A 12,611-nucleotide genomic window follows, 5' to 3' on the forward strand; every position below is an offset into this window, starting at 1 on the left:
AGGGGCGATAAGGGTGGATGGCGGACGGTCCGTTTTCATCGATCGGAGGCATTAATGCCTAAGGAATGGCAGCACGATCTTATTCAATAACGAGATGAGCGCGATCGTTATGGCCATCGCACCCAGACACAAAACCAGCGCTTTGGGGGAAAGCCAGAACAGCGCATAAGCTGCATACATGGCAGTGAGAACGCCACTGATCATCAGGCTCACTATGATGCATGGCACCAACAGCCACGCGAAAAATCTCATGCTCTGTATCACCACATTGTCATGCTAACGCAGTTCATGCAGCGATACCATCTATCGTCCGATAATGGTCGCTAGCTGACAAGCGAGCTTTTGGCTCCCCTGACCGGTGCCCGTTCCGCAATTGAAGGCTCGCCCCAGCGGCTTTGCAGTTGGGCCTTTTGCCGACCCCTACGGGGAGCATTTTCTGCTCCCCGTTGCCTGTCATTCGGTGTCGGACGCTTCGGGGGCGAAGCTAGGGTCAGGACCTGTTAAATTGCTTGCGCATTGGGTGATGGGTTGATTCAATAGCAGCGTTAGGAGGCGCTGCCGATGGATGTTCCGTTTCTGCTGAGTGAGGCGCAGATGCGCCGGATCGAGCCGTATTTTCCCTTGTCTCATGGGGTGCCAAGAGTGGATGATCGGCGGATAGTGTCTGGGATCATTTACGTCATCAAGCACGGGCTGATGTGGCGCGACGCGCCCAAGGAGTATGGCCCACACAAGACGATCTACAATCGTTTCATCCGCTGGAGCAGGCTCGGCGTGTTCAACAAAATCTTCGCTGGCTTGGCAGCAAAGGGCGGCAAGCCCGACCAGTTGATGATCGATGCAACCCACCTGAAAGCACACCGGACGGCGGCAAGCCTGCTTAAAAAGGGGATGTTCCCCGACGTATCGGACGCACCAAAGGCGGCCTGAACTCCAAGCTACATGCCGTATGCGATGGCAAAGGCCGACCGCTCATCATGCTGCTCAGTGAAGGGCAGATGAGCGATTATAAGGGCGCTGCACTGATGATCGATGCCTTCCCGAAGGCAAAGGTCCTGCTGGGCGACAAGGGCTATGACGCCGACTGGTTCCGCGCGGCACTGGCCGACCGCAAGATCACGGCCTGCATCCCGTCAAAGGGGAACCGGAAAGTGCCCATTCCACACGACACGGCGCTCTATAGACAGCGGCACAAAGTCGAGAATATGTTCGGCAGGATCAAGGACTGGCGGCGCATCCACACGCGCTACGATCGTTGCGCCCATACCTTCATGTCCGCCATCTGCATCGCCGCGACCGTTATATTCTGGATCAATCAATGAGTCCTGACCCTAGCCCCTGCTTCGATCGACTCCACGGCTTCTTCGCCGTCACTGTCGCTTTCTTCGATCCGTGCGGCGCTGACCACATGCTCGTTGTCAGCCACGTTGAACAGGCGCACGCCTGCCGAGTTGCGGCCGATGATGCGCATGGAGGACAGGCCCATGCGGATGAGCTTCGCCTGATCAGTGACCAGCATCAGTTCATCTTCATGCCGCGCCGGAAAGCTGGCGACGACCGGGCCATTGCGGCCGATATTGTCGATGTTGGTGATACCCTGTCCGCCGCGATTGGTGCGGCGATAGTCATAGGCCGACGAAATCTTGCCATAGCCGTTGGCGCAGACGGTGAGGAGGAATTGTTCCTGTTCCACCAACTGCTGGAAGCGTTCCGCCGGCATTTCCGGCGCGCCTTCCTTCTCCCCCTTCCACGGGGCGAAGCGCAGATAATCCTCACGCTCTTCCTGCGTGGTGCCGACGCGGTGCAGGATGGAGAGCGAGATGACCTCGTCGTCCGCCTTCAGCGTCACGCCGCGCACGCCGGTCGAGGTGCGGCTCTGAAACTCGCGCACATCGGTGGCGGCGAAGCGGATCGCCTTGCCCTGACGGGTGGCGAGCAGGATGTCGTCGCCTTCGTTCAGGATGGCGACGCCGATCAGATGATCGTCGCTGTCATCGTCAAAGCGCATTGCGATCTTGCCGTTGCTGGGCACATTGGCGAAGGCGTCCATGCTGTTGCGGCGCACGGTGCCGTTCGCGGTCGCGAACATGACGTGCAGATCCTTCCAGCTTTCCTCATCCTCCGGCAACGGCAGGACGGTCTGGATGGTTTCGCCCGGACCCAGCGGCAGCAGGTTGATCATCGGTCGCCCGCGTGTGGCTGGCCCACCTTCAGGCAGGCGCCAGACCTTCATGCGATAGACTTTTCCGGCGGTCGAGAAGAACAGGACCGGCGTGTGGGTCGAGGTGACGAACAGGCTGGTGATCGCATCCTCATCCTTGGTCGTCATGCCCGATCGGCCCTTGCCGCCGCGTGCCTGAGCACGGAAGCTTTCAAGCGGGGTACGCTTGATATAGCCCTGCACGGTGACGGTGACGACCATCTCCTCGCGCTCGATCAGATCCTCGTCGTCGATGCCATCGGCGGCGGGTGCGATTTCCGAGAGGCGCGGGGTCGCAAATTCGCGCTCGATCGCCTCAAACTCTTCGCGCATCAGGGCGTAGAGTTTTACCCGGTCGCCAAGGATAGCGAGATATTCGGCGATAGCCTCTGCCAGTTCGGCCAGTTCCTTGCCGATTTCGTCCCGGCCAAGGCCAGTCAGGCGGTGGAGGCGCAGGTCCAGGATGGCGCGAACCTGGGCGTCGGACAGGCGATAGGTTTCGCCCTCGATGTCCACATCAATGGCTTCCACCAGCTTGATATATTGCGCGATCTCCGCGACCGGCCAGTCGCGGGCGATCAGGGCTTCGCGCGCAAGCACGGGGCTGGCAGAACCGCGGATGATGCGGACGACTTCGTCGAGGTTCGTGACCGCGATGACGAGGCCCAGCAAGATATGCGCCCGGTCGCGCGCCTTGTTCAGTTCAAACTTGGTGCGGCGGGTGATGACCTCTTCGCGGAACTTGACGAAGGCTTCGATAATGTCGCGCAGGTTCAGCAGTTCCGGGCGGCCGCCACGGATGGCGAGCATATTGGCCGGGAAACTCGACTGGGCAGGGGTGTTGCGCCACAACTGGTTGAGCACGACCTCGGCGGTCGCGTCGCGTTTCAGGTCCATGACGATCCGCACGCCTTCGCGGCTGGATTCGTCGCGAATGTCGCTGATCCCCTCGATCCGCTTTTCCTTGGCGGCCTCGGCAATCTTTTCAACAAGGCCGTTCTTGCCGACCTGATAGGGAATGGCGGTCAGGACGATCGACTGGCGATCGCCGCGCCCTTCTTCAATCTCATAACGCGAACGCATCATGATCGAACCGCGCCCGGTATGATAGGCGGACTTCGCGCCCGTCTGGCCCAGGATCAGCGGCGCGGTGGGGAAATCGGGACCGGGAACGATGGCGATCAGTTCGTCGATCGTGATGGCGGGGTCTTCGATATAGGCAAGGCAGGCGCGCAGCACTTCGCCCAGATTATGCGGCGGGATGTTAGTCGCCATGCCGACCGCGATGCCGCCCGCGCCGTTGACCAGCAGGTTGGGGAAGCGCGCGGGCAGCACCTGCGGCTCGCTTTCCGAAGCGTCATAGTTGGGCGTGAAGTCGACCGTATCCTTGTCGAGATCCTCCAGCAGCGCATTGGCCACCTTGGCAAGGCGCGCTTCGGTGTAACGCATGGCGGCCGGCGGATCGGGGTCCATCGATCCGAAGTTGCCCTGACCGTCGATCAGGGGCACGCGCATCGACCAGTCCTGGGTCATGCGGGCCAGGGCGTCGTATATCGAACTGTCGCCATGCGGGTGATATTTACCCATCACCTCGCCGACAAGGCGCGCGGATTTGCGATAGGGGCGGTTGTAGACGAAGCCGGATTCGTTCGCGGCATAGAGGATGCGGCGATGCACGGGCTTCAGGCCGTCCCGCACGTCAGGCAGCGCGCGTGAGACGATCACCGACATGGCGTAGTCGAGGTAGCTCGCCTTCATCTCGTCAACGATGCTGACGGGGCTGATATCGGAGGGGTCGGCGAGCAGTGTCTCGTCGGTCAAGGCGACTCTCTTTTTTCGTGAATGAATGTTGTTACGGCTGCACTAGACCAGTGAAATAGTCCTGTCACCCCTCGCGCATATACGCGCGCGCTCGCGCGGCCTTGCGCGGCTGGATCAAGCGGTAAAGAAATGCCCGCGAAACGAATTTCGGGAACGAAGCAAGGACATGACAGTTGCCAAAGCGGTGATTATAGGCTTGTTCAACGGTCATTCACGCGTCGGCCCCTAACCGGCGAACAACCAAAGTCGCCCGCCGCGCGGGCGCGCAAAGGAGATTGGATCATGCGTTTTGTTTCCCCCGTGGCGCTTGCGCTCGCCCTTGCGATGACCAGCGGCGCGGTCACGGCCCCGGCCTTCGCGCAAAAAAAAGGCAAGGAAGAAGCGCCCAAGGTCAAGGTATCGCCTGAGGTGGTGAAGCCGATCGTCGCTGCCCAGCAGGCAATGGACAAGCAGGACTTCGCGACCGCCAAGGCCTCGATCGCCGAAGCGGAAGGCCTGGCCAAGACCGGGGACGACAAATATCAGATCGCGGCGACGAAGCTGAACCTGTCGATCGCGAGCAAGGATTCCGCGCTGCAGGTGCAGGCGTTGAACCAGATGCTGGATAGCGGCCTGACCCCCGCCGCGAACGTCGGCCAGTTCTCGGCAGTAGCGGCTGACGCCGAATTGCAGGCGAAAAACTATGACGCATCGATCACGCGCGCTCAGGCCGCGATCCAGGCCGGGTACAAGCCCGAGCAGGTCAATGTGACGCTGGCGCAGGCCTATTTCGGCAAGGCGGGAACGGCTAACGCGTCGGCAGAACCGGCGCGCGGGCTGAACCAGAAGGGCCTGGCCGCATTGAAGGCTGCCGCAGATGGCTCGAAGGCCGCCGGCCAGCCGGTTCCGGCGCAATGGTATCAGATCGGCGTCGGCCGTGCAGCAGCGGCAAAGCTGCCCGAGGTCACCGACTGGGCGAAGTGGGCCTATGAAGCCGACCCCAAGGGCGAGAATCTCCGCACCCTGATCCGCTTGTTCCAGCAGGCCAATCCGGCAATCTCCAATCGCGAAAATCTGGACGTGTTGCGCCTGATGGCGACGTCCAACGGCCTGGTCGTCGCGGGCGACTTCACCGAATATGCCGAAATGGCGTCGAAGACCGGCATTTATGGCGAAGTGAAGTCGGCGATCGATGCCGGCCGTGCAAAGGGCGTGCTGAACGCTTCGCAGGGTGGTGACATCTATCAGCAGGCAAATACCAGAATCGCGAGCGACAAGTCGACGCTGGGGGCGGCAGAGGCTGACGCGAAGAAGGGCGCCAACGGCAAGATCGCGGCCGCCACGGGCGACGCGTATCTGGGCTATGGCGATTATGCCAAGGCAGCGGCGATGTTCCAGCTTGCCACGCAGAAGGGCGGCGTGGACGCGGACGAAATCAACACGCGCCTGGGCATTGCAAAGGCGCGCAGTGGTGACTTTGCGGGGGCCAAGACGGCTTTCCAGGCGGTGCAGGGTGGCGCGCGCAAGCAGATAGCGGGCCTGTGGCTCTCCTATCTGGCGACCAAGGGCGCCTGACGACAGAAAAGGGCGCCTGACGACAGAAAAGGGCGCGCATCAAAAGGGGTGCGCGCCCTTATATACCCCGGTTCGCCGGGCAGCGATTGCGGATATCATGCGGCGTCGAGGATATCGGTCCGCAACGGGGAGGCATATTTATCATGCGCGGACATATATTTCTCGCAGGCATTGCGGGCGCGGTTGCGCTGACGGTGGCGGCGGGCGCCATTTCTTCGCCTGCACAGGCAAAGAAGGCCAATGTTGGCCCCCCTATCACCATGTCCGATGCGTTTCGCGGGGCTGCGAAAAGCGCGGAAGCCGCCCTTAAGGCAGGCGATGTCACGACAGCGAATGCACAGATCGCCAGCCTGTCGCCGACCAGCGATTTCGAAGTGTATGCAGCCGCCGCCCTGCGATTCGAACTGGCGGCGAAGCGTGGGGACATTCAGGCGCAGCGGATCGCGCTGACCGATATGTTCAAGAGCAATTCGGTGCCGCCGAACGACGCCCCCCGGCTGCGTTATCTCGCGGGTCTCTATTCCTTCTATGTCGCCAACTATGACGACACGATCGCGCAGCTCAACTATGCCAAGACGCTGGGCTATACCGGCATCGACGCGACGCTGCTGATGGCCGACACCTATAACCGCCGCCACAAACCCAAGGATGCGCGGGCGATGGTGGAGCAGGCATTTGCGCAGCTCAAGACGGAAGGCAAGCCGGTCCCGGCGGCCTGGTACGACAAGGCTATTTCGCTCGCCTATCAAAATGCCGACTGGCCGGCGGTGGGGTTATTGTATCGGTACCGACTGGCCGCCTATCCCTCCACCGGCAACTGGCGCACGGCGCTGGTCAACTATAGCGCGGCGACGGGCATGAACCCCGAAGTCCAGCTCGACCTCTATCGCTTGCAGGCCGCCAATGGCGCGATGGCGAGCGAGCGGGATTATCAGGCCTATGCACTGCTGGCCGAGAAGAATGGCAACAATGCCGAGGCCAAGGCGATTATCGAGGCAGGACGCGCGGCAGGCAAACTGTCAGCAACCCAGCCTGCAACCGCCAAGGTGATGAAGGCTGTGACGGCCAAAGCCGCCAAGGAAATTGCAGGACTGCCAGCCGCGGCCAAGAAGGCGGGAACGGCAAAGGACGGCACGGCGGCGTTGGCGGTGGCGGACAGCTATTTCGCGCTGTCGCAATATCCGCAGGCCGTGGAGCAATATCGCGCAGCCATCACCAAGGGCGGCATCGACACAGGCCGGACGAATACCCGGCTCGGCGTGGCGCTGGCCCGTTCCGGCGACATGGCAGGCGCACGGACGGCGCTGGCGCAGGTCAATGGCGGTGAATGGACCAATCTGGCCGGGCTGTGGTCGGTTTGGGTTGATCAGCAGGCAAGCAAGTCGGCTGCGGTTCCGGTTGTCCCGACGGGTGTTACGGGGGGCTGATTGGGGGCGTCAGGGGCCTGATCTGGTCGGTGGATCGGTCATGCCCCCCTTCTGCGAACATCAGCCTCTCTGCCGCCATCCCCACATCTCCCAAATCAAGATGCCAGCCTTCGCTGGCATGGCGATGATGGGTCGAAACAGGTCATGGTGTAGGCGATCGCCGGCTTGGCGGGGCAGCAGTCCTACCTTGTCTGAATGCAGAAGGGCGCCACCAGCGAGCGGCGCCCTTCGTCATCAAAGTACGTAGCGGCTCAAATCCGTATCGCGCGAAATCCCGCCCAACTGCTTCTCTACATAAGCGGCGTCGATCACCAGCGTTTCGCCCCGGCGGTCTTCCGCATGGAAGCTGATATCATCCAGCAGCTTTTCCATCACCGTTTGCAGGCGGCGGGCGCCGATATTCTCGATCTCCTGATTGACTTCGGCGGCGATGCGGGCGACCGCGCCGATGCCTTCGCTGGTCAGGTCGATCGTGACGCCTTCGGTCGCCAGCAACGCGCGATATTGCGTCACCAGACTGGCCTTGGTGTCGGACAGGATCGCGACGAAATCCGCCTCGGTCAGCGCCTTCAACTCGACCCGGATCGGCAGGCGGCCCTGGAGTTCGGGCAGCAAATCGCTGGGCTTGGCGACATGGAAAGCGCCTGACGCGATGAACAGGATATGGTCTGTCTTGAGCGGGCCATATTTGGTCGAGACTGTCGTGCCTTCGATCAGCGGCAACAGGTCACGCTGAACACCTTCACGGCTCACCGATCCGCCGCGCACGTCACTGACCGCGATCTTGTCGATCTCGTCCAGAAAGACGATGCCATTCTGTTCGGCGCTGGCGATGGCGACGCGGGCGACATCGTCCTGATCCAGCCGCTTGTCCTGCTCTTCCTCGACCAGCTTGTCCCACGCCTGCGCGACCGTCAGCTTGCGGCGCTTCTTCTGTTGCTGGCCGAACGCCTTGGACATCATGTCGGACAGGTTGATCATGCCCATCTGGCCGCCCATGCCGGGGATTTCCATCGGCATGGAGGGGCTGTCGGCAACCTCTACCTCGACTTCGACCTCGTTCATCTGGTCGGCTTCGATCTTCTGGCGGAAGGAAAGCCGGGTCGCCTCGCTCGCTTCCTTGCCGGTCAGGGCGTCCAGCAGGCGCGCCATCGCGGCCTCGGACGCGGCCTCGCGCACCGCTTCGCGGCGGCGGTCGCGTTCCAGGCGCACGGCTTCCTCGACCAGATCACGGACGATCTGCTCGACGTCTCGGCCGACATAGCCGACCTCGGTGAATTTGGTCGCTTCCACCTTGACGAAGGGCGCGTCGGCCAGCTTGGCCAGGCGACGGCTGATCTCCGTCTTGCCGCAACCGGTGGGACCAATCATCAGGATATTCTTGGGCGTCACCTCGTCGCGCAGGTCAGCGGACAGGTGCTGGCGCCGCCAACGGTTCCGCAGCGCCACGGCAACCGCGCGCTTGGCGTCATGCTGGCCGATGATATGCGCGTCGAGCGCAGCAACGATGGCTTTGGGTGTAAGATTGTCGTTCATGTCGTTCCTTGTCCCCTGCCGCGCGGGAGGGGTCGGGGAGGGGAAATCAGGTGGCGCTGTCGAGCAGTTCGACGGTTAGCTGATCATTCGTATAGACGCAGATGTCGGCGGCCACGGCCATCGCCTTGCGCGCCAAAGCTTCCGCATCCTCTTCATAATCCATCAGCGCGCGGGCGGCGGCGAGGGCAAAGTTGCCGCCCGAACCGATCGCCGCGACACCGTTCAGCGGCTCCAGCACGTCGCCATTGCCGGTCAGGATCAGGGTCACGTCCTTGTCGGCGACGATCATCATCGCCTCCAGATTGCGGAGATATTTGTCGGTGCGCCAGTCCTTGGCCAGTTCCACGGCCGCGCGCATGAGCTGACCGTTGAACCGCTCCAGCTTCGCCTCCAGCCGCTCGAACAGGGTAAAGGCGTCGGCGGTCGCGCCGGCAAAGCCGCCGATCACCGATCCGTCGTGCAGGCGGCGGACCTTGCGGGCGTTGGGTTTCATCACCGTCTGGCCCATCGACACCTGACCGTCGCCCGCGACGATGACCTTGCCGTTCTTGCGGACTGAAATGATGGTTGTGCCGTGCCATACGGGCATGGCGCTGCTGTCGTGATTGTTCATGTGCCGCCTTATGGGTTGAGAGATCGCGCCGCGCAAGCGTCTGGCGTCACTGCGCCAGCCTGTGTCATCGACGCGACATGATGTGTCGCAAAGCTGTAACATATGCCATGGATCAATTGACATGGTGCGACGCAACATGGAACATCCCCGCCATGGAACAGAGGGAAGGACTCGCAATGTCGCTCAAAGCCAGGGCCCAGGAAAAGGTCGAACGCGCAGGCATTGCCAACTATTCCTTCGACCATGACGAACTGGTGATGTGCGGCGTGCGCTACGCGATAGAGGCGTGTGATTGCGGCGAGCCGGAATGCGACGGCGTGCGACTGTTGAAGACGGCGGCCGTGCAAGCGCCCATGGTGCAGTCGCTGCAATAGCCCGGCCGTCCGTCAGCCACCTGTTTTAGTTGATTACTTCCCGGCCCGTGGTGCCAACGGATTCAATATCCCGGCCCACGCCCTGAACCGTGTTGCAGGCGGCAAGCGCGGTAAGCAGAAGGGCAGTGACGGCAAGGGTGATTTTGCGGCGCATGAATGCAATTCTCCAAAGGATTTGATCCATCATAGCGCGACGATTGAGGAGCGATAAGAGGCTTTCGCTTGCTTGCACGCTTTGCGATGAAGCGGCGCGGTGATTGCTTGACAGGCTGGCGCGGCAATGCCAATGGCGCTCCTCCCTTCGGGGGCGCGTAGCTCAGTGGTAGAGCACACCCTTCACACGGGTGGGGTCGCAGGTTCAATCCCTGCCGCGCCCACCATTAAATGCCCATATATTCAGGGGATTTAGTGCAGATGGCCTCCATGTAGGGCACCTCCAAAGCACGAAACAGCACGCGAACAAGCACCGTTTTGCGCGATAACCCGATCGAACTCCGCATTCGCCGGCCTGCACGCTTGGCGAAAGGGGGCGCCTTAGCCACCATCATCTTGTCATCGCTTCTCCGATCCAAAATGCCCCACCTCGGGCGAGAGGTGGGGCAAGGTGGTTCGTGTCACGGCTATGGTGCCGCGAGTATATACGAGCGGCACGCCAGATTTATTCCCTGGCTGCGAAAAGACAGACGCCTTGACCGAATTGCTCCTTATGTTCTTCACGAATGTTCTGACGACGGCTCGCCCGCGCGAGCAATCGCGCAAGCATATTTCAATCTACAGCATTGATCTTGCGGCATTCGGCGCGCTAATCCCTTCCGTCATGATGATGCTTTCCTCACTGATGCGCGGCGCTTCCATTGGTGCGCTGCTGCTGGCCGTTTCGGTTCCCGCTGTTGCCCAGGATAAACTGACGCTGGAGCGAGTGTTCGCCAGCCCCGACCTCGCCGGGCCGCAGCCACGCGCGCTGCAACTCTCGCCCGACGGATCGCTGGTGACGCTGCTCAAGCCCCGCGCGGATGAGAAGGAGCGGCTGGATCTGTGGGCGATCGACACCGCCACCGGCAAGGAGCGGATGCTGGTCGATTCGAAAAAGACCGGCAGCGGCGCGGAATTGAGCGAAGCGGAAAAGATGCAGCGCGAGCGTGACCGGTCAGTCGCGGGCAGCACGGGCATCACCAGCTATGACTGGTCGCCCGATGGCAAGAGCATCCTGGTGCCGGTGGATGGCGACCTCTATCTCGCCGGATTGGACGGCACGGTCCGGCGGCTGACCGCCACGCCGGAGGGTGAACTGAACGGCGTAGTCAGCCCCAAGGGCGGTTTCGTGTCCTTCGTGCGGGAGGGCAATCTGTTTGTGCAGCCATCCAGCGGCGGCGCGGCACGGCAATTGACGCAGGGGGCGAGCGATACGGTCCAGTGGGGCGTCGCCGAATTTGTCGCACAGGAAGAAATGGACCGGCGCACCGGCTATTGGTGGTCGCCCGGTGACGCCTTGATCGCCGTCGCGCGGGTCGATGAAGGCCCGGTCGGCACCGTTACCCGCACCGCCATCGGCGGGGAGGGGACCAAAGTCTATCAACAACGCTATCCCGCCGCGGGCACGGCCAATGCGCTGGTCGATCTCTATGTGATGAAGCCCGATGGCTCGGGACAGGTGAAGGTCGACCTTGGCCCTGATCGCGACATCTATCTGGCGCGGGTCAACTGGGCGAAGGATGGCAAGACCCTCTATGTCCAGCGCGAAAGCCGCGACCAGAAGACGCTCGACCTGCTCGCTGTCGACCCGGCGACCGGCAAGGCGAGCGTCATCCTGACCGAGAAGGCGAAAAGCTGGATCAACCTCAGCAACAATTTCCGCCCCTTGAGCGATGGCAGCTTCCTGTGGTGGTCGGAAAAGAGCGGCCACGGCCATCTCTATCGCGTGAAGGGAAAGGCGTGGACCGCACTCACCAGCGGCGCATGGGAAGTGCGCGAGGTGGTGGGCGTGGATGAGGCGCGCGGCCTCGTCTATTTCACCGGCAATCGCGAAACGCCGCTGGAGCAGCAACTCTATGTCGCGCCTTTGGGCAAGCCGGGCACGGCCACCCAGGTGACGCAGAGCGGCTGGTGGAACGACGTCGTGATGGACGGCGCGGGCAGCCGCGCGATCGTGTCGCGTAGTAACAGCGATCAACCCAAACAAGTTTATCTGGCCGACGACAAGGGCAAGCGGCTGCAATGGCTGTCGGAAAATGCCCTGACCGGCACGCACCCCTATGCGCCCTATCTCGCCAGCCATGTGAAGACGCAGTTCGGCACGGTGAAGGCGTCGGACGGCACGACGCTTTATACAAAGATGATGACCCCGCCGCTTGTGGCCGGGAAGCATTACCCCGTCTTCATGATCCATTATGGCGGGCCGGGCGCCGGGCGGCAGGTGACGAACCAGTGGAGCGGCGCGCTCAACCAATATCTGGTCGACCGGGGCTGGATCGTCTTTGCCATCGACAATCGCGGCACGCCCGACCGGGGCAAGGCGTTCGAGGATCACATCTATCACGCGATGGGCACGGTCGAGGTCGCGGATCAGCTAAAGGGCGTGGAGTGGCTCAAGGCCCAGCCCTTCGTCGATCCCAAACGGATCGCCACCTATGGCTGGTCCTATGGCGGCTATATGACGCTGAAGCTGCTGGAAAAGGCGCCCGGCATCTTTGCCGCAGGCGTGTCGGGCGCGCCGGTGACGAAATGGGAACTATACGACACCCATTATACCGAGCGGTATCTGGGGATGCCGAAGGGGCGTGATAATGCCTATCCAGCATCCGATGCGGTCGGGGAATCGACCAAAATCCGCGACCCGCTGCTGCTGATCCATGGCATGTCCGACGACAATGTGGTGTTCGACAATTCGACCGCGCTGATGGCGAAGATGCAGGGATCGGCGACCCCGTTCGAGCTGATGGTCTATCCGGGCCAGACCCATCGCGTCGGCGGGCCGCGCATCGGGGTCCATCTGTGGCGGACGATAGAGGATTTCCTTGCAAGGAGAGGTGTCGCTCCCATCGATTGACCCAAGGCGCCTGCACCGTTCCCACTGGACAAATGCGTCC

9 protein-coding genes and 1 tRNA gene are annotated in these 12,611 nt (G+C 62.0%); 6 read left to right on the forward strand and 4 right to left on the reverse strand.

Annotated elements, in window-relative coordinates:
- Positions 1–561: 561 nt before the first annotated feature.
- Positions 562–1,322, forward strand: a protein-coding gene (locus WFR25_RS10985; protein ID WP_156028742.1) for an IS5 family transposase whose coding sequence is annotated in 2 segments (ribosomal slippage) — positions 562–895 and positions 895–1,322 — 762 coding nt in all. Because the reading frame shifts where the segments join, the coding sequence is not laid out codon by codon here.
- Here WFR25_RS10985 and gyrA read toward each other — a convergent pair.
- Complete coding sequence (gene gyrA, locus WFR25_RS10990) at positions 1,316–4,021, reverse strand: DNA gyrase subunit A (protein WP_336970916.1); 2,706 nt, start codon at positions 4,019–4,021, stop codon at positions 1,316–1,318. The two genes, WFR25_RS10985 and gyrA, sit on opposite strands and share 7 nt — an antisense overlap.
- Before the next feature lie 282 nt (positions 4,022–4,303).
- Here gyrA and WFR25_RS10995 point away from each other — a divergent pair, with 282 nt between their 5' ends.
- A complete protein-coding gene (locus WFR25_RS10995; RefSeq protein WP_336970917.1) occupies positions 4,304–5,575 on the forward strand; it encodes a hypothetical protein in 1,272 nt (423 codons plus the stop codon).
- A gap of 143 nt (positions 5,576–5,718) precedes the next feature.
- Positions 5,719–7,002, forward strand: coding sequence for a tetratricopeptide repeat protein (locus tag WFR25_RS11000; RefSeq protein ID WP_336970918.1), 1,284 nt, complete (start codon positions 5,719–5,721; stop codon positions 7,000–7,002).
- Between the two features lie 234 nt (positions 7,003–7,236).
- On the opposite strand, the gene hslU is transcribed toward WFR25_RS11000, so the two are convergent.
- On the reverse strand, positions 7,237–8,538 hold the full coding sequence (gene hslU, locus WFR25_RS11005) for an ATP-dependent protease ATPase subunit HslU (protein WP_336970919.1): 1,302 nt from the start codon (positions 8,536–8,538) through the stop codon (positions 7,237–7,239).
- Positions 8,539–8,584: 46 nt separating this feature from the next.
- Positions 8,585–9,151: an ATP-dependent protease subunit HslV gene (gene hslV, locus WFR25_RS11010; protein WP_336970921.1), complete on the reverse strand. Its 567-nt coding sequence runs from the start codon at positions 9,149–9,151 to the stop codon at positions 8,585–8,587.
- A 176-nt stretch (positions 9,152–9,327) separates the two neighbouring features.
- On the opposite strand from hslV, the gene WFR25_RS11015 reads away from it, so the two are divergent.
- Positions 9,328–9,525, forward strand: a complete 198-nt coding sequence (locus WFR25_RS11015; protein ID WP_336970922.1) for a hypothetical protein — start codon at positions 9,328–9,330, stop codon at positions 9,523–9,525.
- A gap of 25 nt (positions 9,526–9,550) precedes the next feature.
- Here WFR25_RS11015 and WFR25_RS11020 read toward each other — a convergent pair whose 3' ends face one another.
- Positions 9,551–9,679: an entericidin gene (locus tag WFR25_RS11020; RefSeq protein WP_336970924.1), complete on the reverse strand. Its 129-nt coding sequence runs from the start codon at positions 9,677–9,679 to the stop codon at positions 9,551–9,553.
- 151 nt (positions 9,680–9,830) lie between these two features.
- On the opposite strand from WFR25_RS11020, the gene WFR25_RS11025 reads away from it, so the two are divergent.
- Both WFR25_RS11025 and WFR25_RS11030 read left to right on the forward strand, forming a co-directional pair.
- Positions 9,831–9,905: transfer RNA gene (locus WFR25_RS11025), tRNA-Val, on the forward strand.
- 443 nt (positions 9,906–10,348) lie between these two features.
- On the forward strand, positions 10,349–12,571 hold the full coding sequence (locus WFR25_RS11030; RefSeq protein WP_419723200.1) for a S9 family peptidase: 2,223 nt from the start codon (positions 10,349–10,351) through the stop codon (positions 12,569–12,571).
- The last annotated feature ends 40 nt before the right edge of the window (positions 12,572–12,611 follow it).

Source organism: Sphingobium aromaticiconvertens (genome assembly GCF_037154075.1).
In the GTDB taxonomy this organism is placed as follows: domain Bacteria; phylum Pseudomonadota; class Alphaproteobacteria; order Sphingomonadales; family Sphingomonadaceae; genus Sphingobium; species Sphingobium aromaticiconvertens.

Bases quoted from the DNA above. Each gene is read 5' to 3' on its own strand.
- WFR25_RS11015 (WP_336970922.1), top strand. From the start codon at position 9,328: ATGTCGCTCAAAGCCAGGGCCCAGGAAAAGGTCGAACGCGCAGGCATT.
- WFR25_RS10995 (WP_336970917.1), top strand. From the start codon at position 4,304: ATGCGTTTTGTTTCCCCCGTGGCGCTTGCGCTCGCCCTTGCGATGACC.
- WFR25_RS11020 (WP_336970924.1), bottom strand. From the start codon at position 9,679: ATGCGCCGCAAAATCACCCTTGCCGTCACTGCCCTTCTGCTTACCGCG.
- hslU (WP_336970919.1), bottom strand. From the start codon at position 8,538: ATGAACGACAATCTTACACCCAAAGCCATCGTTGCTGCGCTCGACGCG.
- WFR25_RS11030 (WP_419723200.1), top strand. From the start codon at position 10,349: ATGCTTTCCTCACTGATGCGCGGCGCTTCCATTGGTGCGCTGCTGCTG.
- WFR25_RS11000 (WP_336970918.1), top strand. From the start codon at position 5,719: ATGCGCGGACATATATTTCTCGCAGGCATTGCGGGCGCGGTTGCGCTG.
- hslV (WP_336970921.1), bottom strand. From the start codon at position 9,151: ATGAACAATCACGACAGCAGCGCCATGCCCGTATGGCACGGCACAACC.